Genomic DNA, 23,257 nt, shown 5'->3' on the forward strand with positions numbered 1-23,257 from the left:
TAGAATTATATGGTCATTGTATTATACAATAATGTGTGGCACATGTTGATAAGGAGTTGGAAAATTTCTAATGAGTAAGCTCAAAAGACTGTTTAAGCCCCGACATAAATTACAAATATTGCGATACATTCAAAGAGCACCCATAAGGCACAAGATCACATTGGCCATAGTTCTCCTACTTCTGCTCCCCATGTCCATTGTCGGTTTTTATTTTTATTGGAACATGGCAGCAGTACTGACTAAAAATGCCAATGACAATCTGAGCCAGCTTATACGGCAGGCCAATGAAAATATAGAAAATTCCTTTAAGATAATCGACACAACCTCGCTTCATTTTCTCTCCAATAAAAATATAAGATCCTGGACTTCAGGCGATACGTCTTTTGACGGAGACTTCTACAACCTTTTCATCAATAAAAGCCTTATTGAAGAAGACCTCAGGTACAGCCTTATGTTTAACAATGCCTGGGATATGAACCTTATCTCCACAGCCTACGTGTTTTTGAACGAGGACATTTATTGCTCCATATTCAAATCCACACCCAATATCGACCTGATAAACAACAATAATATTAATGTTTTTAAGAAAATCAGCGGCAGTAAAATCAGGGGCAAGACAATACTTCCGCCGTCCTTGACAGACAGAACCATTTATTTCACCCGCATTGTCACCAACATTAACAATCCTAAACAAAGGCTGGTTATGATTTTCGGAATCGAGGAAAATGAACTCTATAAAAAATATGCGGAGCTTCTGTCATTTGAAGGTTCAATGGTATATATCACCGACGACCGGGGTGCGATCTACTCCAGCTCGGACAGGAACCTGCTGGGAGGCACCGTTGCTTCCTCCATTCTCAATCTTAACAATGACACCGATGTTTCCGAGGTCACATTGGGAAATACCACCTATCTGGTCGCCCATAGAAAAATAGGTGACACCGGCCTTAATTTTATCGCAGGAATTCCCAGGAACCAGGTTCTGGCAAAGCTGTCGGACAGTATGAGAAACTACATAGCAATTACCTTTGTAATCATATTTGTATCCGTATTCGCAGGAGTTCTGGTTTCACTCAGGTTCACACGATTTATAAGGGACCTGCTTTCGGTCATCAATAAAGTGAAGGTGGGGAACTATGAAACTAAAATGCCCGCTTACAAAGACCGTGAGCTTAAACTGCTCAGCAATACCTTCAACAATATGACCGATGAAATAAAGTACCTTATCAATCAGGTATACGAGAAGCAGCTGCTTTTAAAGGAAACGGAATTCAAATTCCTTCAGTCCCAGATGAATCCGCATTTTCTTTTTAATACACTCATTACTATCGGCTACAAAGCCAGACTGTCAAAGGATGATACCATATATAAAATGGTTACCTCCCTTACCGAACTGCTCCAGGCAGGCATCTATACAAACAGCCGGGCCAAAGTTCACATAAGACAGGAACTGGAATTCATTGAGTTTTACCTTTACCTGCAGAAGATGAGATTTGAAGACAAATTGGAGTATATCATCCATGTTTCCGACGAGAGCATTTTAGACCTTTTGATCCCCAAGCTGAGTATTGAGCCTCTTGTAGAAAATGCGGTAGTCCACGGCCTGGAGGAAAAAATGGGAAAGGGCACCGTTGAAGTGAACATTTACAGGAAAAATGAATCGGTATATATTGATGTCACCGATGACGGTGCAGGTTTCGAAAGTTCAAATATCAACCTCGATGACTTCGAAACCGTAAGCATGCGCAAGAAGGGACACAACAGCATCGGCCTTATCAATACCCACAAGAGGATCAGGCTGATATATGGAGAGTCTTACGGCATCCAGATTGAAAGCCGGATCAACAAAGGCTCAAAGGTAACAGTACATATTCCCGCAGACAGGAGTGAAATAATAAATGTATAACATTATGATAGTTGATGATGAGCCGGTGATCAAGCAGGGGCTCTTATACTTTGTCAATTGGGAAGCACTTGATTGCCGGGTAGTTTGTGATGCTCAGAACGGAATTGACGCAAAGGAAAAACTCAGCTCTCATTCTGTGGACATTGTACTGACAGATATTAAGATGCCCGGAATGGACGGCCTTGAATTGTCAAAATATATCCATGAAAACTATCCCGCTATCAAAGTTATCATTCTTACTGCCTTTGCAGATTTTTCCTATGCCCAGACCGCCATAAAATACGATGTGATAGATTTTATCATTAAAACAAATCCTACCGAGAAAATACCCGACGCCATTAATAAGGCAAAGGCCCTGATCAGCCAGGAAAAGGATAAAGATGAGAAATTAAAGCTCATGGAGCAAAAGGCCAATCTGCGCTTGTCGGAAATCTGCGAGAAGTTTTTCAAGGATGTGTTTAACGGAATCATTGTGGACGACATGCTCATTGAAAGCAAATTGACCGAGCTGGAGATAAAAATTGAAAATTATTTTGTTGTTCTGTTTGACATTCACAGTGTTTCAAACGAAAATTCCCTGATCAGCCCGGAGGACTATAACAAATTCATGCACTCGGTGAGCAATCTTCTTTCAATGGCTTTTAAAAACTATCCCCATTATACGGTGGCAGTTGACAGAGCTTTGCTGGCGGCCATAATTTCCTTCAAAAACCGCAATATCCCTCTCTGCACTCAAACCCTGCTCATGACCTGCAACGAGATTCTATCCATGGCCGATAGTTTCATGCGTTTTACCATCAGCATAGGGATAAGCCAAATGCAGCAAAACATCCCGGCCCTGCCAGTTGCCTATCAGGAAGCAAAGGATGCACTTAACGGCGGTTTTTACAATGACAACCACGTTTCTGTTTTTATGCCCAACACGTCACCGGTCACCTCATCACCCGGACAGCCCCATTATTTCGCTGAAAAGATCGTAGACAGCCTCCAGCTGCAAAATCCCTCCGAGGCATTAAAAAGCCTTGAAAACCTTTTGGAGGAATACAGACGCAACAAGGAGCCCATAGAAAATATAAAGGTATCCTGTATGCTTATCGCCTCCTATTGCTACAGACTTCTCGCAGGTTTCAGGCTGTTCACCCCCGAGCTTTCCGACAAAGAGCCTGAAATATACAAGCGGATACAGTCAAGCAGAAACATCCAAAGCCTGGCGGCCATTTTAAGACAGTTGATAGAAAGCATTTCGAAGGTTGTAGTCACCAATGAAAATAAATTCAGTTATCTTATAAAAGAAACGCAAAAGTATATAAGGGATAATTTCCACAAGAATATCAGCCTCCAGACCATTGCTGACCATATCCATGTCAACAGCAGCTATCTCAGCCGGTTGTACAAAAAGGAAACGGGGGAATCCATTGTGGATGCCATAAACAAGTACCGGATCGACCATGCCAAAAAGCTTTTAAAGGATCCGGCCAACAAAGTGTTTGAGGTTGCATGTGCCGTAGGTATTGAAGATCCCGCCTATTTTACCCATGTTTTTACAAAGTATACCGGAATGAGCCCCAAGGAGTATAAGGCAAGTAATATCAGCTGACCGGTTCAAGTGCAAAACTATTTTGAGTTCGCGGTCTATACCATTTTGTCCATAAATAACCAACAAAAGCCGGCAGCTTCACGCTCCCGGCTTTTTGCTCAATTGACAGCTTTATCCTCTATGTAATTTTTCTTTTCAGTGTAAACTTCATCCAGGTAAACTTTGCATGGGCCTCAATCTCTGTGAATACCGGTGTATGATGCCAGGCCTTAAGCACACCTCCGCTAACCATTCTATGTAGCTTCTTTTATTTCGCAGCAATGTGTCAGTTTCAGATTCATAGCAGAATATGTGATTACTCCGGGATCTCAGGAATTCTTCTTATATCCGTATCGGTAAAAATATCAAATTCATCTCTGCTCTTTGTTGAAAATTCAGAAACAACAGCACCCTCCGGGCCTGCCTGGAACCAGTGCTTTGTATTTGGAACCAGTGTATATTGCCGGCCAGGTTTAAGGATTATTTCGTGTGACACTGTATAGGTTTTTTCTTTGCCTTTCGGAAGTATGGCTTTGGGTGATCCTGACGGCTCTCCTTCCACATAAAGATATACTTCTCCCCACCTGCAGCGGAAGGTTTCTTCTTTGCCGGGTTCCCCTAATACAAAAGGGTGAATATGCTCAGGGCAGGTCTGGTGCGGAAACAAAACCAGCTCTTTTGAACAACATCTGTCGGTGTTAACATATGTAATAAGTTCCAGACCAGTCTGTTCAAGTTCATTTAATCCAAAGTCGGCAACCTCTATTCTTTCTGTCTCTTCTTTTGTTAATACAATATTTGCCTTTCTAAAATACTCAAGTGTCTTGCTTTTTGCTTCATTATACTGAATATTAGTTAACATAAAATCACTCCAATTTGCAAACGGTTTTGGTGTGTTTTTTTAGCCAGAATACTGTCTCTTAAAGCTTATACTCCGACAATATTTTTTCGGGCTTGTCTGCACTGTTTGCTATAATCTTTTCTTCATTTGTTACGAAATGCAATAAAGCATCTATTACAACTGTTTCATTTAAACGGGAATAACCTTTATAATAATTAAATCCCTGCCCTTGAACATTAGTTAACAGGTAATAGTCAGATAACTTTGAAACCGGAGAATACTCTGACCCTGTAATCGATATGATTTTCAGTCCCTTTTCCTTTGCCAGCTCCAGTGCTTGAATAACCTGCTTTGATTCTCCGGATCGCGAAATGGCAATGACCACATCATCAATGTCTGCCAGATTCACATAATTCATCCAGTACTCAGGAATCATACTTGATGTACACTTGACCCCCAACCGTCCAAGCCTGAAATCCATATACATTGCCAACGGACTTGTATTTCCTACCGCAACAATATGGACCTGTTTACTGGTTTTGATAAGGTTGGCGCATTCAAGCAGTTTAGATTGGTCCAAATTTTTCCCTATAGCCAGTATTCGTGAAGAAATGGTCTGAAACAAGCTGCTTATGCTATCCATGTTTGCATTATCCATATCAACATCCCATACCTGCTTACGCCCCAAATCCCTGGATAAGTCGATTCTGAGCTGATAATACCCCTGGTAGCCGATATGCTTACACATTCGGACTACTGTAGCATCACTTACACCGCTATAATTTGCTAATTCTGAAACATTAGCATTAACTGCCTTTTCAGGGTTTTCTAAAATAAAATCTGCAACCTTTTTTTCCGCCAAAAAAATATTATTATAATTTTCCTTTATGGTTTCAATAACTGTCATGCCTTGAATAGCCTCCATATTTTCCCTCCCTATAAACCCAAGTCCTATAAAAATAATATCATATAATACTATACAAAAAATACCTTATTTTTGATAATACTTAATTATAATAGCAAACACATTTGATGATTATTACCAGTTTTAGAGGGAGTTAATTCTATCCGCCCAGATATAACGCATTTTCGGCTGCAGAAAAATTTTCTTACCTTAAGCGCGTTTCAACAAGGCAAAGGTGTCCTCTTGGAAACCATGGATATGCTCACCGTCTCGATATAAACATAAAATCAGAAGGCTTCGGAAGATATTTCTTACGTCCCTCCCCCAATATGCCGCACGGAAGCATAACGCTATGTTAGGAGTGCGGGCAGGAATCCCCCTACAAAAGCATCACCCAGGCCGATGGTTGTAACTTTTTGTTCCTGAACCTTAACTGAAGGAATACAACAAACTTTATCCCCCAGCAATTTTTTTAATTCACGTGCAATTACAGTACCTTCTTCTTCCGGACAAAGCCCTTCAGTTTCATTATAGTTTTCTTCTGAAAAGTCATCCCCAAAACGGAAGCGCGTTGTTGCCATAGTTATACCGCCTTTAAGAGCTCTTGATACACTTTCTGCGTTATCACCATAAGCAAGCGCCCAATATTTTGAATGGACAACAATCATCGGGACATGTATCAGTTTTCCGACATCTTCTAAAGCGTCCTTTATCTCATACGGATTCAGAAGATCCAGCTCTCTGCCAAGATAATGCTGCAGTTCATCTTCATTTAAACTATAGATATCAATTCGTTCTGTCAAGGCATCCTGAACAATTTTACTGAAGCTTTCATCATAAAAGCAAGCATCCTCATAGTATACCCAAGCATTTTCCGGGAGCTTATCCATTATGCTTAAAAGAGATTTCAGCCTTAAGGAAAGAAGTTCCTTGCTCTGCATGGCATTGAATCCCGAAACAAGGAATACCTTTGCCTCAGTTATGAGTTCGGAGAATCCCTCATCAAGTTCCATGACAATATTGTCGCGATCATTATTATAAATAATACGGTTTGCCCTGTTAGTACAGATATCAATATCATTGGCCTTGACTCTCGTATCTTTGTAAAACTGTACTATTAAATGAGGATACGAGCTATCGGCTGTATTGCTGCAAACATATAAACAGTCAGGAGGAATAAGTCTGCGAACATGATCATTTATGGTAACCAGATGAAGTGCTGATGTATAGCCCAGTTTTCTCATCGCAATAGCAGCTCTTACTGATGTTCCGCCAAGCGTAATTTTATTTTTAAAATTCCGGGTAAAGCTATCAATGATGTTGGGTGATGAAACAAACCGCTCACCGCCCGTTTCCGACTTTAAAAAACCCAGGATAGAAACCACCAAATCCCGCTCGCTGGTAATCTCTATATCAGCTAGTAATTCCTTATCATAGATATTATATTGAGCGATCAATTTCTCAAAAATCCCGGAATCCCATACAATTTCATAATCAATATTATCACCGAGCCCCAGAATAATCTTCTCCTTCATTATATCAGCTCTCCTATATGCGTCTTTTGGATAATTTTATAATATTAATATAGTTTAGCCTTACCTTTTGCATTGAAAAGATCAATTTTCTGGTATGCAACTTCTTTCATAGCCTTGATACAAGGAGGATAAATTGAATTTGGTTCTCTTATTACAGGATCAGCGAGAACTTCACGGCATTTCTTGTAGAATGCATCCTTTATATCACTTGAAATATTTATCTTATTTATTCCCAGCTTGACTGATTCGGCAATCTCAGAGTCCTTATTTGCCGAACCTCCATGAAGTACTAGTGGAATATTAACTTTGGACTTTATCTCTTTTAGTAAATTCAGCTCTAGTTCAGGCTTTTTATCTTTTGGATATATTCCGTGAGAAGTTCCGATTGCGATTGCGAGACAATCAACTCCCGTAGCCTCTACAAAAGTAACTGCATTAGAAGGGTTTGTATAAATAATCTCTTCCGCACCAGCTTCGGCTTCAGGACCAGTAGTCCCAATAGTTCCAAGTTCGCCTTCTACAGATACATTGACAGCATGTGCCAGTTCTGCAACCCTTTTACAGATTGCAATATTATCCTCAAGGGAACGGGTAGAAGCATCTATCATAACTGAGGTAAAACCACTCTGTATAGCTTCCATAACCTGATCAATTGAAGCACCGTGATCCAGATGTATGCACACAGGAACAGTGGCCTTATGAGCTTCCTCGATTACCGATTTTACAAAAGAAGCTCGTACAAAGCTCAGCTCATCGGGATGGATTGCGATGATAACTGGTGCCTGCATTTCCTCCGAGGCTTCGATAATTCCTTTCAGGATCATGTTACTGCTGGTGTTAAAAGCCGGAACTGCAAAATAATTAGCATTAGCTACTGCCAGTATATCCTTCATATTCATCAACATAAAAACTACCTCCACAAAATTTAATATTTAATATTTATTATTTGGAAATGACTAAATATCATATTTTCATCATTCCTTTAATTAATAACCTTGTTTAACTTTTTATCGCACCGGCGGTCATACCTGCTATAAAGTAACGCTGCAGGAACAGGAACAGTATCAAAACCGGCAGACATCCAAGAATGCTCATCGCCATCATTTGATTCCACTCATAGGAATGCTGTCCCATTAGCAATTGTATACCTATTGGAACTGTCCTCATTTCATTTGTCTTAGTAAGAGTTAATGCAAACAAATATTCGTTCCAGGCTTGCATAAACGTATATATACCGGTTGATACAATACCGGGTATAGATATTGGAACAAGTACTTTCCAGAGTGAAATAAATGAATTTCCCCCGTTAACCAGAACAGATTCATCAAGCTCCTTCGGAAGAGTATTGAAATACCCAGTCATCATTATGATTGCATACGGAAGGGTAAACACCATGTAGGTGAAAATCAGAGCAAAATATGTATTGTACAGCCTTAGTGCAACAATGAGGCTAAAATATGGTATTAGCAAAGTAATGGGCGGAACAGCCTGAACGTTAATAATAAGCATATTCAAAGGCTTCTTAAGTTTGAACTCATATCTGCTGATACCGTATGCAGCCAATATTCCAACAAATAGTGTCAAAACAGTAACCAATAGTGAAACCAGATAACTATTAATAAAGAATCTGACCTTTGCTGAATCCATAAAAATGGCCTTATATGCATCAAAGGAAAATGTTTCTGATATAAAGCTTGGCGGATAAGCAAATATTTCGGGATTTGGCTTAAATGAGCAAACTACCATCCAGAGTACGGGGAATCCGGCATAAACCGCACCAATCAATAGAGCTATAACAATTAAAACTTTAGTAATTATTTGTTTGAAGGGTTTCGAACTCATATTAATCCCCCGCTTTCTGATTTTTTACGTAGAATAGAGCCATACACATTGATAATATAAGAACGATGACTGCACTTGCTGATGCCTGGGAGAAATTATACGAACTAAATGCCAATTTGTAAGTATAAGTACTTAACATTTCGGTAGCGTGAATAGGTCCGCCGCCCGTAGTCATCCATACCAGAGGGAACTGCTGCACCGTCCATATAAAATCAAGCATTGCCATACTGACAATTATTGGCTTGAGCTTCGCAACAGTTACATATCTAAAGCTCTGGACAGTATTTGCACCGTCAATTGTCGCAGCCTCATAAAGCTCTGCGGGAATGCCCTGCAGCCCTGCGAGGAGGCTTATCATAAAGAAGGGATAGCCTGACCAGATATTAATATATGTTAGAGCATGTAATGCAAATTGTGTTGAACTGAGCCATTCAATTTTATTACTCACTATATTAGCCGTGGTAAGCATGTAATTTATAATACCGTTGGGATTCAGCATCAATCTCCATAAAATTGCTATTATAGTTGCAGTAAATACCCACGGTAATACATAAATCACTCTAAACAGTGATTTGGTAGCAGGCTTAAGAACCTTGGTATTCAGGAGCATCGCAAAGGATAACCCCAGTACGAAATGAAAAATAACACTCATTACTGTAAAATAAAGCGTATTATAGATTGCCTGGTGAAAAGTACCGTCTTTAATAATATCTACATAATGCTTGATTCCTGCAAATACGGGGTTTTTATTCATGATTACATTATCCTTAAAGGAATACAATATAACCATTACTATCGGAATAAGCATCAATACTGTCATCAGAATAATTGTAGGTGACAAATAGACATACGGAGAAAGTTTTTTCTTTGCCGACTGTAGTGTACTTTTCTTTGACTTGTTAGCAATACTGCTATTCGTTATCATATCAAGCCTTCTCCTTTTCAAGTAGTCTTAAGGTAAAGAAGTTGCATGACTTGTTTGCCGTGCAACTTCTATTAACTTTTATATGATGCTGCTAGAAATTCTTCTCCCATTCAGCTTGCGCTTTCTTAAGGGTGTCATCGATATTTTGCTTATTGTCAAGCAATAACTGAAACTGTTCATCAAAGGATCTCATAAGCTGTTCGGCAACCGGCAGGCCAACAAACTCATTTGCAGGATATCCCGCCTTATAGATATCAAATGCTGTCGCAAACAGTGGATCGGTACCAGTAAAATCAGGCTTTGAGCTTACGTTTCCAGGGAAAGCATTTGCTGTAGTAGATAATTTTGAGTTAATTTTTTCGCTCATGAGGAATGAAACGAGTTTCCATGATTCATCCTGATGCCTGCTGTTTTCAGCTATGCCTATACCCCATGATGCATATGGCATACCTCTTTTGCCTGTATAACCATCCTTGGCGGGAAGTGCTGTAACTACGAAATTCAGATTAGGATTACTCTTGCGGATTGTTTTAATGTGAGCCAAAGAGTCAACCATCATACCAACACGACCGTTAGTAAACTCTTCAACTTTGTCCTGTTCAGCCATAGTAAATGAACCGGGTGCAACTGATCCGTCATCATAAACTGATTTTACAAATTCAATGGCACTTTTTACTTCAGCATTAGTCAAGTCAGGTTTTCCGTCTTTCAGCATACTTACACCTGAGGCCCAGGCCCATGACATTACATCATTTTGAATACCGTTTGGAGCTTCCAGGGAAAGGGGAAGAATCCAGCCATAAACATTGTTTTTAGTATTTGTAAGCTTCTTGGCAGCTTCACGGAACTCTGTTCTGGTAACAGGAACTTTTGTTATACCTGCTTTGTCCATCAGGTCCTTGTTAATAAAAACTGGATAGACATAATTTACAACAGGAATCATATATGTAGCATTGTTTAATTTGATCTGGGATGCAAGCTGACTATCTTCATAGTTATTCTTTTTCATGATTTCAGTAAGATTTGCTATAGCTCCCTGCTTTACAAAATCACTTACCCATGCTCCGTCCAAACCAACTACATCCGACATGGTTCCTGCTGCTGCTCCGGCTACCACCTGCTGTTTTGTGGAAGCATAAGGCCCACTGATAAGTTTGACCTTGATTCCTGCATTTTCGGCTTCAAACTCATCCATAATTCCTCTCAATGCACCTTCAGCAAGCTCTGGTTCCCACCACTGAGTAAATTCAAGAGTAACTGCTTCTGTAGAGGATGGTGCACTGGTTGCAGAATCCGTTCCGACTGAACTGCCACCGTTGCCACAACCTGCCGCCATTGTTGCAACCAGAGCCGCTGACAATAATAGACCTAAAATTTTCCTTTTCATTATTTCATTCCCTCCTTGAATTAAGTATGTTTATACTAGGTTCTGAAAACATAATAACTCCCATGAAATAATTTGTCAAGAAATAAAATTTTATTTTACATTGTTATTTAGTTAACTTGTTTTAAAAATAAGAGGTTTTATCCTCTTATTTTGTACATTCTGCCATATTTACGGTTTATTCTATGAAATTATATTTCTTTATAAAATTGTTTATCTTCAATAGAGCTTTTAGGACTCATACACGAAATTTTATTTCTTTCCTGAAAAATTTTATTTTTTTTGCTTGAAAAAGATTTATAAATACCTGCTGTTGCTTGTATCATCGAAGCTGCCGCTTACCTGGAACAACATTAAAGAACTGTGCTTCAATAGTACACATCAATGAGAAGCCTGATTAGAAGGGCTTGCTTGAAATTTGCAGGCTTACTTCAAGTACATCATGCCGGAAAATTGACAGGAGGTCAATTTTAGCAGCACGCGAGACCCAGATGGTCGAATCGCAGCCACGGCAAAGAGATGCAATGTATTTTATCTTTGGTACCACTGTGCCTGATCCCTGAACATTGCAGAATATGTTCCGTCCGTTGCGAGCAGCTGCTCATGGGAACCCTCTTCAATAATCCTGCCCTCCTCCATCACCAGTATCCGGTCTGCCAAACGTGCAGACCCAAGCCTGTGTGTTATGAGAACAACGGTTTTATCCTTAGCTAAAAGCAGGAATTTATCAAGGATTTCCTTTTCCATCACAGGGTCAATGGCAGCTGTAGGTTCATCAAACACTATTACGTCATGTTTTCTGAAATATGCGCGGGCAATGGCCAATCTCTGCCATTCTCCTCCCGAAAGCTCCAGTCCCCCGAATTCCCTCCCCAACAGAGCATCCCGCAAATACCTTTCTGCCGGAAACCCGCTGAAAGCCACAGCCTCTTTAAAACGCTCCCCATCCTGGCTGTTCATTTCATCACTGATAACCACATTATCATATATGCTCATACAGTACCGTCCGAAATTCTGAAAAACAGCCGAGGTGCTTTTATACAGCTCCCTGCAGTTGTCAGTTGTTATATTTTTATTATTGTGATACATCCTGCCGGATGTGGGCATTAAAAGCCCCATGATTATTTTTGATAATGTGGTTTTCCCTGCCCCGTTTGCACCGACGACGGCTATCTTTTCCTTCTCTGCTATAGTGAGATTTATGTTCCTGACAGCCTCATGCACCGAATTGGGATATTTAAAGGAGACATCCTCCAGATGTATTTTTTGCTCCGAAACCATATCCTCTGCCGGATTTTCAGCCCATTGAACCTTCATTTCCATAAATGCATAATAATCGGCAGCCAGAACCGAATTTTTTATTGCTATATTTATTATGCCTATAATATTGCCAAGCTGTGCCTGCAGCAATGCGACCGAGGTAATGGCAACGCTGAAACCGCCCACGGTTATTCTATCATTTATAAAAAGATATACCGATATCAGGAAGGCCCACAGGCCGCACAAAAAAGTGATACCCGCCACAATAAGATCATAAAGTCTTATCTTTTTTTCTGTTCTGCATTTTTCTCCCGTAAAACTTTCAAACAGGGCTTTCCAGCTGTTAAAAAAGTATAGGCCCGCCCCTGTCAGCAGAGTATCCTTGTAATACTCCTTTACTGTAAATGTTTTCTCAAGATAATTACATCTCCGCTGCAGATTTATCGTACTATCCCTTAACTTCTGATTTACTTTTGTATCGAAAAGCATCTTAATGACCTGCGGTATTTGAGAGATAAAAACGGCAAGGGACAAAAACGGATTCAAATATGAAAGATAAGCTATAACCGAAAGCAATATCAGGGTATTCGCAAACATGCCGAAGGACATCATCATCACACTTGTGGCATTCTCGGCACCTTGAGCTGCTTTTTGCATATTGTCGTAAAAAGCCGGATCTTCAAAATATTCAACCGGCAGCTCATCCAATTTTCCGGTGATATTTTGCTTCAGAACAAAGGAAAATCTTTTGGAGGTGTATTCAAAAATGGGGTTAACGGCTGCTTCATTTATAAACATAAGGACTTGGGACAGGCAAAATATAGCCATGTACTTATATATATTTCTATAATCCCCATGTGAAAATATCAGTGGGATCTGGTCAAACAGGGAGTTTTGCGCATACATCTGCAGCGGAGAGACAAAAACAAACAGAAATATTGCCAGCAGGAAAAGGATAAATTGTATTTTCATGGTTCCTATGCACTGGATTAATGTTTTGAGTATTGACCCGGCCAACTGTTTTCTTCTCATAAATACCACTCCGCTTGATTATTGAACATAGTGCTGTATAAGCCCGCTTTTTTCATCAGCTCGTCATGTGTCCCTGTTTCAGTCAGCCTGCCGCTGTCAAGCAGCAGTATCTCATCCGCAAGCTTTGTAGAACCCAGTCTGTGGGAAATCAGGATAGTCATTTTTTCTTTTGCCAGCTGGACAAACCTGTTGTACAGCCTGGTTTCATTCACAGGGTCCAGCGCAGCAGTCGGCTCATCCAGTACAAGCGTATTTGCATCTGCTATAAATGCCCGGGTCAGTGCCAATAGCTGCCATTGACCGCCCGATATGTCTATTCCGCCGTCAAATATTTTACCCAGATAGGCATTCAGCGGCACCTTCCCGGTATCCAGGCCCAATTTTAACGCAGTTTCCCTTATCAGGGCATCCGATATGTGTCCCTCAGATACGTACCCCTCATTTCTGCCCATTAAAATATTTTCCCTGACTGTCACATAATATCTTGCAAAATCCTGAAATACGATTGAAAACATGCAATTCAGCTGACTTCGTGTATAATGACCGATGGATTTACCGTTGATCAGTATATCCCCCTCAGTGGGCTTATACAGGCCGGCCATAAGCTTTATCAGCGTTGATTTGCCCGACCCGTTGGCTCCGACTATTGCATAATGCCTGTCCGAGGTAAACCTGAAGGATAAATCCCGCAAAACATATCTATCGGTGCCCGGATACATAAAGCTGACATTCTTGAACTCTATACTGTATATGGGTTCAACCCTGATTTCAGTTTCAGTATTGCTTTTTGCCCGGGAAGGAATTTGCATATCCGGAATTGTATTTAATTTTAAAAACTTACGGTAATCCTTAAAATACCTGTCATTACTGGCAAGCTCACTGACGAGAGCCGGCAGCAGCACATTCAGCGAATTTGAAAGCGTTGCCATACCCAGAAAAACCGATATGAAAAAACCTGTTGAAATTCTGCCTTCGGCCAGCGGCTTCAGTGACAGGCAAATTATCATAATTGAGAAGAACAAACCGGAGAACTGTGTCGTAAGATTTCTTATTCTGAAAGCAATACTGGAGTTGATATTGGTTTTTAGTGATTTGCTGAAACTTTCCTTCCATTTTTCAGATACGAAATTCATATAGGAAAATAATTTTCTCTCGCTGACATTTTCCCTGTTGCTTAAAATCTCCTCATAATAAGCCGCTCTTCTATCAGCTTCGGAAGTGGTTTGCCTTGCCTCATATACCCTGTTGCTGCCATATATGGCTACAATGCATGAAATCACCGACAGTACGGCTATAATCATCCCGGTATGCCATCCGGCCTTTGAGACCAATTGAAGTGTCCATACGGATTGTACCGCAATTGAGAGAAGCCTGAAAAAATTCCAACAGGTCGAAACCATTATTTCGTCGGGCTTACTTTTGGTGTCGGCACTGTACACCCTTTGCAGTAAATTATATGTCTCACTGCTTTCATAATATTGATATTCCAGACAGGCCCGGTGTTTGTTTATTTCTGGTATTACTTCCCTGGCCGCGGTGTATTTCATTTTTAATTTCAGGAGCTCCTGAATCACACCGGAAAAATTATTGTATATTGCCAGGCCGACAAAGAACAGTATTAACCATAATATTGTCCTGCCGGAGGATTTTGCGGCAAGAATACTGTCTATCAGGTTTCCTCTGAACCGGATCTCCAAAGGAATCAGGACACCGCCTGCAAGAGTGACCAGGGCAAGCCCTGCACATGCCGGAAGCGAATGCTTTATGAAAAATTTAAATGTATTCCTTGAGCCCGGTACAAATATCACATTAACCTCCTAAGCCATATTATGGCTTTGAGCCGCAAAGGCAGCCGCAAAATGAATAATGAGGTTTGTTCCTCTACCGTATGAAGGATAATAACCTGTAATCAAAGGAAAGTGCTTTAAGCATCAGTTTCCTTGACAACATTCCGGCATTTTGCAATTTCTTCTCAAAATCGGAATTATTATAGCTGCCGTCCATTATGGTAAATATTTGCCTGTCGCTGCTCCTATCCCCTATGCATTGCAGCAATTCCAGGTATACCCTGTAATTGTACCGGCTCATATCATCCAATGCCTCATCGATATCCGGTTTCATTTCAAGTATTGCACGGCTCAGGGGACTATACCTCTCATCCTTGAATTCTATATTGGCAAGTTTTGAAAACAGCTTGTCTATTTCCATAAATATATTTGTTTTTCTGAAATTGGAGGCTTCATTACTCTTGATGAAAGCATTTGTGAAGGTCACAAAGCGCTCGATTTCAATATTTTTATATTTGCACTCAAGCTCGAATTCAAAACCCCTGTCAACCAATAAGTCATCCTGCCGGATTTTATCAAACAGGGCACAGCCTCTGAATGGCATGTAGTAGCTGTACAGCCACTTCTGATAGTATGACAGCTTGTTTTGGTACAGCCATTTCGCATTCTCGCGCAATCTGTCCAGGGTACTGTAGGGGTTGGCTGCAATATACCCCACCTCTATGTACAGGTTATTCCTTTTGTAAAACTCAACGGCATTATAGCAGTCAATAAGCTTGCAGCTTTTATTATACAGTTTAAGATCAAACGCATTTCCGGCTTCAACTCCGATAAAAAGGCCGTAAAGCCCCGCCCTTTTCAGCAGCTCAATATCATTGTCGTCAATATTTTTATAGGCCTCGGCTCTTAAAGGGACCAGAAATGAAACATCGATTTTTCTTTCAATAATCAAACGGCACAGGTCTTTCAGCTTATCTATTTTTAAATTCGGATTATCCAGAGAATTTATAGTAAAGAAAACATTTCTCTTGTTGTATCTGTTTACTTTAAATTCCAGATCAGCTGCAATACTTTCATTGCTTTTGGGACGCCATTTATCCCACATTGCCCTTGTTGTACAAAACGAGCAGTTTCCGGTACAGCCCCTGTCTCCGCCCACATACAGATAATTGGAATATTGCTGGGGGATACTGGATAAGGGTATGGGCAGGGTATCGAGGTTCTCTATGAATTTCTTATCAGTCTTGACGATCCTGCCGTTTTCCCTGTATACAAGATTGGGAATGTCCTCACTGCCGCCTCCTTTTTCAAGGAGTTCAACAACTGTTTCCTCCCCTTCCCCATATACCGCATAATCAATATACCAGCAGTCCTCAAGCAGCTTTTCTGCAGAAAAATGCACCGACGGACCACCTACTATGATGGTAGTTTCAGTGAGCTGCTCTTTTATTTTCCGGATAAGCTTCAATGTTTTCGCCAGATACCAGTCGTACAGACTGAACATGGCAACCTGCGGCCTGAGTTGGATTATTTTCTGCATGTCAAAGTTCTCAAACCTGTCATGCACTGCTTCAACCTCATGCCCTGCCTGCCTCAATGCAGCAATTACATAATTGAAACCAACATTGTCCTTCATATCTTCCATGTCATCTATATAAAAAGCCGCTAATATTTTCATATCATTGACCCTCCATTCCGTCAGAAGAAAGATAATTTATAATGTAATCCGCAATATATTCATCATTTAATGAACAGCATTTTCTATTGAGCTTATGTTCAAACTCCCCCCTTATATCCTGCAGTTCGGCAGAAGCTACCGGAGTGTATACAAAGTCGTTTGTGAGATAGGACACTGTCTTCCGGGCCGGAAACACCACCAGCAGACATACGCAGGTTCTATTGGCGGCTTCGATATAGCTTATTGCTCTTTTAATAAAATCAATATCATCATCGGCATTAACACATAATATAACTGCATCAAAGGCATTTGAAAGCAATATTTCATTTTGATACAGGGTGTAATACCTTATATTTCGGAAATCATAGGGAATAATGCCGGATTGCCCTCCCATGACAATTATGTCGTACCCCCTGGCATCCACATCCTTAATAACACTGTTGAACAGACAAACAGCACTATATGCGTCCAGTTCGACAGGTGAATGCAGTCCCACGGGTACGGCCGCATCAAACCCGAATAATTCCGATTGCGGTTCGGTGCCGATTTGTCCCACATTATAGCCCTTTTCGGCAAGTTGTTTCCGGAGTTTTAGCTGCAGGCTGAACTTTCCCTGCTTGGAGCTTGTTCCGAATACCCCTACCGTGGGTGTGGAAGAAATATTCAGCTTGCCGGAATTGCTGTCGGCAAAGTCAAATAATATTTTATAGGGATGCCAATATTCCAGGCTGCTCTCTCTGAACAGCTCCTCTACTTCGGCGTAATTGGGAAGAAAATCGAGTGTCACCAGGTTTTTTTTGTTTTTTATGCAAAAATCGATGACAGTTCTTGTATAAGGCTGTCCTTCCAGCTTTTCCAATTCCCTGACATGCCCCAGGATGAAGGTATCAAATTCATCCCCGGCATTTATTTCATGAATAAACCCGGGACTTATTCCGGTACAGCTGATCCTTTCGAGAAACTTTCTCGTATTATTTCTGGTATACTTTGTGTCATAAAGTCCTGTAATTTCAAAGCCCAGCATATCCCTGTATTCAAGCAGTCCGTGGATTTCCTTGTTAATTGGAAAGACAGCGGCTTTTTTTATAAATTCCTTGGGAACACTGCAGGCTTTCGTTTTGATTTCATTTCTTAATATCCTCGTGGCATATTCTTCAAGTGCACTTAATATTCCGGCGGTATTTGTCTTCTCCTGCTCCAAAATCCTGGCGGCAAAGGCTGTGAATATTGGAGCCGTGAAACTGGCACCTTCAGCTATCATATATTCAAGGCCTATCCACGGCAGCTTGGATTTTTTCAGACAACCCCTGATATTAATGTCACTGTTCTCTATAAAATCATATTGAATGTCTTTATTATATTCGCCGGTGGTGTCTATCCCAATAACATTTTTGAAGGAAGCCGGATACGATAATCCGCCCATATTATCAAAAGCCGAAACTATGATCATACCTTGAGCCGCCAGTTGATCTATCAGGGCTTCCAGTTCTTTCTTATCCTCGCACAGGAGCATTCCGTTGCTGATGTGTATGATATCGGGCTTATCTTCCATATTAATGATGTATTCCAGGGCCATAGTCAGATTGGACTGCCGGGTGGTGAAACTTGTCCCCTCGGTTATTTTAAGTATGAATAGCTCAATCCCGGGGACATAGCCCAACAGGATGGATGCCACGGCTGTACCATGGCCGATCTCATCCCGGAATTCACCTGCAGTCACTCCGGAGCTTTCAGGAGTGACTTTAACGGCAGCTCCGCTGATCTTTTTATTAAAAAATATTTTGTTATTAAGATCCATACCGCTGTCAATGACCGCAACCCTGACACCGGTTCCCTTATTGTGCCACCACGGCGCGTCATGTACCGTGGTGTTGTTTATATGTATACTACCGTACTCTCTCATATTTTCCCCTTGCAAATATTTCTGTGGAATAGCCGGGGACTGAAGAGTGCTTTCCACAAATATATATTAAACTTTATTAGAAGCAGATACCATTTTCACCACAGTATAAAACTATGTTCTTGCTTTCAGCTGCAAAATTCTTTTTGCTGAGTTTTTTCATGCTTTTCACCTCCTTTGCATACAGCCCTTGATATATGTATCAATTGTTAATACTGTCCCCGGCTGCACTCAATATTAACAAGAATATATATTTTCTTTAATTTCAGTTATTATTTTGTCCAGTTGGCTGATTGTGGTTAATAAAGATCCGTTAAGATATTTTTCGGGAAAGGATATTTGAAATCTGTTCTCCAATTCTATTATGATTGTTACATACTGGATCGAGCTGATGAGTTCGGTATCTATAATGTCATCCCGGAAGAAAACACCCTGTTCATCCAATACCTGCGTTATTATTTCATAATTGCTCATAAGTTCACCTCATTCATGGAATGAATTTCCCGTTCTGCCGCCAGCTTCAGCGAATGCCTGAAAAATTCCCTTATTTTGTAACAGCCATTGGGATTTATAATATTTCTTATTGAACACGATTTGCCGTGGCATAGGGGCTCGAAATAGCATTTCCTGCACTTCTCCTTCGGCACCTTTAGGGTGTAGAACGCTTCTCTTTCCCTGTTCAGCAAAAAGTCCCCACCGGGATCGATGTTCCCTACCGTGGCAACCTCAGGCTTGTCCCAATGAGTGCATTTTAAAAGAGTTCCGTCATAATCAATAACATAATAATTCTGTTTGGAGGCCTCGCACACAAGTGCGCCTTTTTTGGCATTGTATATCACATCGTTATACAGGCTTAATCCGGCGCTATGAAGTTTATCCATGGCCTTGAACACCTTGTCCATGGCAACAAATTCATCCCTGTGCTCATTGATCCTGTCGCCGCCGAAATCCTCAACCCAGCGCCAATAGATATTAAACCGGCTGTCATTTGAAAAATTCCTTGCCAGTATATCAATAAATTCATCGATGTTTTCATATATTGACCTGGTTATATTGGTTCTCAATGTTATGTGAAAGGTATTAGAGCTGACATTCTCTCTGATGCGTATCAGATTGTCTATTATTTTTTGAAAGGAGGGTTTCCCTGACGCCAGCGGTCTATGGGTGTCGTGAACAGACGGCGGTCCGTCCAAAGTGATATGATAATAGATTACATGACGTTTTAACAATTCCTTGAATACTTCGGGCGTTAAGTTGTAGCCGTTTGTGGTCATGTATGCCGTAAAATTTCTTGACAGCTTTCTGCATACCTCCATGCTGTCATCAAGTATCTTAATAACTTTGCCGTATTCAATCAAAGGCTCACCGCCAAAAAAGCTTATAATAAACGAACTGTAGTTTTTTAAATTTTTCCTGAGTGATCTTGTTATCAGGTCAATGGTTTCATCACTCATGGTTTGTTTTACATGCGGCTGACAGCAGTAAAAACAATTGAAGTTGCAGTTCCTCGTGGGTATGATGGTATACCAGAGAGATGTGTCGGCTATTGTTTCCCTGTAATATAGTTCATCACATAATAAATCTTCATTGCAGCTGCTGTCAACAATAAAATGTCCCTTTGCCAGCTTTTCCGGCACCTCTGGACTTACAGCATCCGAAAACAGTTTTTCATATTTTTCCCGGTCGGAATTTATTTTGATATATTCTTTTGAAAATGTATTGAATAATACCGTGTATTCTCTTTCTTTCAGAAGTTCAATATTGAACCTGGACTTTTTGTACATAACATTTCACCCTCACCTTAATAAAATTGTAATTGTTCATTATGCGGCGGTTCATGTAAAATATTAAAAATTAATTGTATTATTTTTATAAATATACCATTTATTGTAAAAACAGTCAACAGGATTGTCAGATATTTTTGCTCCTTACAGCAACCTTCCCCATTATTACAGAAATTCCACCAATTTTGCAGTATATGTGCACTCCATATCAAATAAGGAATCCAGCAGGCTCTTTTCGGCCTCATAGTTATGTGAAACATTATCCCTTATTATTTTGTAATTAAGCAGTATATAAATGTCTTTCCAGGTACATATCACTTTACTGATAAGCTCATCCAGGCACTTCTGCTGCTCATTGGAATATCCTATATATTCATATAGGAATTTCATCCGGCAGTTTTCAGACCACTTTTTGTATACTATGCTGTTGATGTTTGTTGTAAATTCCCGGTGCAGCATAAATTCGTCATACCTGTCTCTTAATTTTTGAATTAATCGTATGGATTCCAGCCTGCTTTCTTTTTGCTGCAGCATTCCGGTTTTAAACATATCAACTATTTGAGAGGTATAATTGCAGCTGTATGTATCAATATTATCCGTCCTGTGAAACGCCCTGATATACCCCCATTGTTTTATATAGTCACCTAAATCAAAAATATTTTTGCACAGCTCCATTGCATCTTCATATGAAAGGATATAGTAATCATAGCCCCTGACATTATCAATGACATAAAGCTCCTTCTTTTCATCATCAAATCCGTAAACCAGCAGACTATGCCCTCCATGTTCATTCTGATAATAAAAATCCCGTCCTTTCTGATAATATAAATCTATTACCAGATCAACGGGATAATTATTTTTGATCCTCTCAAGCAATACCTCCATCATATTCACGGCTTGTGGTGAAAAGCTGCTGGAGCCTATTCCCACCGATTTTTCCAGGTTAAATGTGTCACATAGTTTGGGTGTGCTGATACCAAAAGAAAGAACACCCTTTTCAGCATCTTCAAGAAACTTGTAAAAGAAGTTGCTTTCACTCATCAAAGGCATGATATTGATCCCGTAATATTGCAGGACACTTAATTTTATCATTTCACCGCAGGTAATAAACGGATATCCCTTTTCTCCGGTCAATTTGTATAAACCGTCAAATACCTTCATATTCTCTAGAATTTTTCTCATTTTCATCCTTTCCTCTCATCCTGCCCGGATGGTCAGTTCCATGCAGGCTTTTCCGCCACGGCTCGGACACTCTGCATACTTGAAAATATATTTTACATTTATTATACATTTATGTAATTATTTGTCAACGAGTTCATTACAAAAGCCACCTGCTTTTACGCTTCCGGCTTTTCATATCATACGGTGACCTTCCTGTTAAAAGGCCCAATTCCAATGTTAGTTGGAACCGGGCCTTTCTTCCATATAATTCTGTTATTATCTATTACATGATTTACTTGTTATATATTTTATATAGTATCGCTGCGGTTTCGGCTCTGGTAATGTTTTGTTTCGGATTGATATTACTGCCCGAACCTACAATTATTCCATTTTTGACTAATGCAGCAACACTGTCCAGCGCATAGCCCGAAACTTCCGCTGCATCCCTAAACTTTGCGATATCTTCCTTTGTTCCCTTTTCCAGACCTTTATCGGCAATCTCCATTGCTTTAACAATCATTTTCATTAAATCCTGCCTGGTAATGCTTTTCTCGGGCGCAAACCTGTTATCACCTACTCCGTTGGTTATTCCGAGGGCTTTTGCTATATTTATTTCTTCCAGGTACCTGCTATCGCCTGTATCATCGAAACTGCCGTTTGCCTCGGTGTTCAGACCAAAAGCTCTTACCAGCCATGCGACGCTTTCTTCCCTTGATATTGCCAGATTCGGTGAAAACTCTTCCTCTGACGTTCCTTCTGCAATACCTTTTGCAGCAAGAGCGGCAATGGCAGCACTGTACCATTTGTCGCGGGATACATCGCTAAAGGTCTTATCAGAGTACCCGACCGCATATTTGCTGAAATGAGTGGTTGTAAATGTGATTTTGCCTGTTCCGGTATCATACCTTGCATTGGGCACAGTATTGATATTATTATTTCCGTCAATGTAATAAACGACTATTTTGTCCGGATTTTCCAATTCCCTGGCAGCCGGTGTATATTCCATGGACACCTTTACAGGAGCCAGAGGATTGTTCCATTCGATATTTTTGCCGTCTATAGCCATATATAGGTTTATTACCGGCCTGTTACCTATGATATCCCGTATTTTTTTATCCAGTTGATTATTGTTTACAGGTTCAAAGATAATTTCTACAACCTTTGAATCCTTTGCATCCGCCTTTTTTATCATATTTGACGGAACAGTCAATTCAGCAACAGGAGTCATTATTTTTATGTTGCTTTCAGACTTTTCAAATGCAACCTTGCTTACAGGGAGCTTTTGTACATACTTTAAGGCATTGGGCTCCTTTTTCATTTCAACAATTACGGTTTTTGTACCGTCAGGAGCCTTGACAGCCTTCTGTAAAGCCCTGTCCAAATCACCCTCCGATATTTCATTCACTACGGCACCGTTTATAACTTTGGAAGTGTTTTCAATCCTTGCATTGCCCTCAGGTGTAACTGTAATAATGATCTCCTGAGCGGTGCTTCCTCCACTGGTCTGCCCGCCTGGAGTACTTCCGCCCGAAGTACTTCCTCCGCCGGTTTGGCCGCCGCCTGGAGTACTTCCACCTCCGGAGCTTGTGTTTATAGTATAGCTGAAGGTTACAACTTCACTGTTATCCATGCCCTCTTTAACAGCAATTGCTTTAATTACCGTGCTTGCGTTAACGGCTATCGGATTAATATATATTGCACTTGCTGTTGTTGGTTCACTGCCATCCGCAGTATAGTAAATA

At 40.4% G+C, this 23,257-nt stretch carries 17 protein-coding genes; 2 read left to right on the forward strand and 15 right to left on the reverse strand.

Annotated features, from left to right (window positions below; all coding sequences use genetic code 11):
* Positions 1-70 precede the first annotated feature (70 nt).
* Positions 71-1,906, forward strand: coding sequence for a sensor histidine kinase (locus tag CTER_RS20420; protein ID WP_004628835.1), 1,836 nt, complete (start codon positions 71-73; stop codon positions 1,904-1,906).
* Positions 1,899-3,503 (forward strand): response regulator transcription factor, encoded by a 1,605-nt coding sequence (locus tag CTER_RS20425; RefSeq protein WP_004628772.1) that lies wholly within the window; start codon positions 1,899-1,901, stop codon positions 3,501-3,503. The genes CTER_RS20420 and CTER_RS20425 overlap by 8 nt, the downstream gene beginning before the upstream one ends.
* A 295-nt stretch (positions 3,504-3,798) precedes the next feature.
* Here CTER_RS20425 and CTER_RS20430 read toward each other — a convergent pair whose 3' ends face one another.
* The 15 genes from CTER_RS20430 to CTER_RS20500 all read right to left on the reverse strand — a co-directional run.
* Positions 3,799-4,344 (reverse strand): D-lyxose/D-mannose family sugar isomerase, encoded by a 546-nt coding sequence (locus CTER_RS20430; RefSeq protein WP_004628892.1) that lies wholly within the window; start codon positions 4,342-4,344, stop codon positions 3,799-3,801.
* A 58-nt stretch (positions 4,345-4,402) separates the two neighbouring features.
* Positions 4,403-5,248, reverse strand: a complete 846-nt coding sequence (locus CTER_RS20435) for a MurR/RpiR family transcriptional regulator (RefSeq protein WP_004628925.1) — start codon at positions 5,246-5,248, stop codon at positions 4,403-4,405.
* A 329-nt stretch (positions 5,249-5,577) separates the two neighbouring features.
* The gene (locus tag CTER_RS20440; RefSeq protein ID WP_004628938.1) at positions 5,578-6,762 is read right to left on the reverse strand and encodes an ADP-dependent glucokinase/phosphofructokinase; all 1,185 of its coding nucleotides are present in this window, start codon (positions 6,760-6,762) and stop codon (positions 5,578-5,580) included.
* Between the two features lie 44 nt (positions 6,763-6,806).
* On the reverse strand, positions 6,807-7,667 hold the full coding sequence (locus CTER_RS20445) for a ketose-bisphosphate aldolase (protein ID WP_004628826.1): 861 nt from the start codon (positions 7,665-7,667) through the stop codon (positions 6,807-6,809).
* 94 nt (positions 7,668-7,761) lie between these two features.
* Complete coding sequence (locus CTER_RS20450) at positions 7,762-8,604, reverse strand: carbohydrate ABC transporter permease (RefSeq protein ID WP_004628828.1); 843 nt, start codon at positions 8,602-8,604, stop codon at positions 7,762-7,764.
* A 1-nt stretch (position 8,605) separates the two neighbouring features.
* The gene (locus CTER_RS20455; protein ID WP_004628930.1) at positions 8,606-9,529 is read right to left on the reverse strand and encodes a carbohydrate ABC transporter permease; all 924 of its coding nucleotides are present in this window, start codon (positions 9,527-9,529) and stop codon (positions 8,606-8,608) included.
* A 91-nt stretch (positions 9,530-9,620) separates the two neighbouring features.
* Positions 9,621-10,916: an ABC transporter substrate-binding protein gene (locus tag CTER_RS20460; protein ID WP_004628912.1), complete on the reverse strand. Its 1,296-nt coding sequence runs from the start codon at positions 10,914-10,916 to the stop codon at positions 9,621-9,623.
* 528 nt (positions 10,917-11,444) lie between these two features.
* Positions 11,445-13,205 carry an ABC transporter ATP-binding protein gene (locus CTER_RS20465; protein WP_004628854.1) on the reverse strand — a complete coding sequence of 587 codons (1,761 nt, stop codon included), beginning with the start codon at positions 13,203-13,205 and terminating at the stop codon, positions 11,445-11,447.
* Positions 13,202-15,013, reverse strand: coding sequence for an ABC transporter ATP-binding protein (locus CTER_RS20470; protein ID WP_004628730.1), 1,812 nt, complete (start codon positions 15,011-15,013; stop codon positions 13,202-13,204). The genes CTER_RS20465 and CTER_RS20470 overlap by 4 nt, the downstream gene beginning before the upstream one ends.
* Positions 15,014-15,086: 73 nt before the next feature.
* The gene (locus tag CTER_RS20475) at positions 15,087-16,670 is read right to left on the reverse strand and encodes a B12-binding domain-containing radical SAM protein (protein WP_004628778.1); all 1,584 of its coding nucleotides are present in this window, start codon (positions 16,668-16,670) and stop codon (positions 15,087-15,089) included.
* Between the two features lies 1 nt (position 16,671).
* Complete coding sequence (locus CTER_RS20480) at positions 16,672-18,573, reverse strand: S8 family serine peptidase (RefSeq protein WP_004628921.1); 1,902 nt, start codon at positions 18,571-18,573, stop codon at positions 16,672-16,674.
* Positions 18,574-18,807: 234 nt separating this feature from the next.
* Positions 18,808-19,044, reverse strand: coding sequence for an acyl carrier protein (locus CTER_RS20485; protein WP_004628914.1), 237 nt, complete (start codon positions 19,042-19,044; stop codon positions 18,808-18,810).
* Positions 19,041-20,354, reverse strand: a complete 1,314-nt coding sequence (locus CTER_RS20490) for a radical SAM/SPASM domain-containing protein (RefSeq protein ID WP_004628863.1) — start codon at positions 20,352-20,354, stop codon at positions 19,041-19,043. Before CTER_RS20490 ends, CTER_RS20485 begins: the two co-directional genes overlap by 4 nt.
* A gap of 165 nt (positions 20,355-20,519) precedes the next feature.
* Entirely contained in the window at positions 20,520-21,536 is a 1,017-nt protein-coding gene (locus CTER_RS20495) for a cysteine peptidase family C39 domain-containing protein (protein WP_131469467.1), read from the reverse strand.
* A 271-nt stretch (positions 21,537-21,807) separates the two neighbouring features.
* A partial coding sequence (locus CTER_RS20500; RefSeq protein ID WP_004628806.1) for an S-layer homology domain-containing protein occupies positions 21,808-23,257 on the reverse strand: 1,450 nt, incomplete at its 5' end.

This window comes from Ruminiclostridium cellobioparum subsp. termitidis CT1112, assembly GCF_000350485.1.
GTDB classification, from domain to species: Bacteria; Bacillota; Clostridia; order Acetivibrionales; family DSM-1351; genus Ruminiclostridium; species Ruminiclostridium termitidis.

Bases quoted from the DNA above. Each gene is read 5' to 3' on its own strand.
- CTER_RS20455 (WP_004628930.1), bottom strand. From the start codon at position 9,529: ATGATAACGAATAGCAGTATTGCTAACAAGTCAAAGAAAAGTACACTA.
- CTER_RS20420 (WP_004628835.1), top strand. From the start codon at position 71: ATGAGTAAGCTCAAAAGACTGTTTAAGCCCCGACATAAATTACAAATA.
- CTER_RS20445 (WP_004628826.1), bottom strand. From the start codon at position 7,667: ATGTTGATGAATATGAAGGATATACTGGCAGTAGCTAATGCTAATTAT.
- CTER_RS20450 (WP_004628828.1), bottom strand. From the start codon at position 8,604: ATGAGTTCGAAACCCTTCAAACAAATAATTACTAAAGTTTTAATTGTT.
- CTER_RS20475 (WP_004628778.1), bottom strand. From the start codon at position 16,670: ATGAAAATATTAGCGGCTTTTTATATAGATGACATGGAAGATATGAAG.
- CTER_RS20440 (WP_004628938.1), bottom strand. From the start codon at position 6,762: ATGAAGGAGAAGATTATTCTGGGGCTCGGTGATAATATTGATTATGAA.
- CTER_RS20480 (WP_004628921.1), bottom strand. From the start codon at position 18,573: ATGAGAGAGTACGGTAGTATACATATAAACAACACCACGGTACATGAC.
- CTER_RS20465 (WP_004628854.1), bottom strand. From the start codon at position 13,205: ATGAGAAGAAAACAGTTGGCCGGGTCAATACTCAAAACATTAATCCAG.
- CTER_RS20430 (WP_004628892.1), bottom strand. From the start codon at position 4,344: ATGTTAACTAATATTCAGTATAATGAAGCAAAAAGCAAGACACTTGAG.
- CTER_RS20435 (WP_004628925.1), bottom strand. From the start codon at position 5,248: ATGGAGGCTATTCAAGGCATGACAGTTATTGAAACCATAAAGGAAAAT.
- CTER_RS20495 (WP_131469467.1), bottom strand. From the start codon at position 21,536: ATGAGAAAAATTCTAGAGAATATGAAGGTATTTGACGGTTTATACAAA.
- CTER_RS20425 (WP_004628772.1), top strand. From the start codon at position 1,899: ATGTATAACATTATGATAGTTGATGATGAGCCGGTGATCAAGCAGGGG.
- CTER_RS20460 (WP_004628912.1), bottom strand. From the start codon at position 10,916: ATGAAAAGGAAAATTTTAGGTCTATTATTGTCAGCGGCTCTGGTTGCA.
- CTER_RS20485 (WP_004628914.1), bottom strand. From the start codon at position 19,044: ATGAGCAATTATGAAATAATAACGCAGGTATTGGATGAACAGGGTGTT.
- CTER_RS20490 (WP_004628863.1), bottom strand. From the start codon at position 20,354: ATGTACAAAAAGTCCAGGTTCAATATTGAACTTCTGAAAGAAAGAGAA.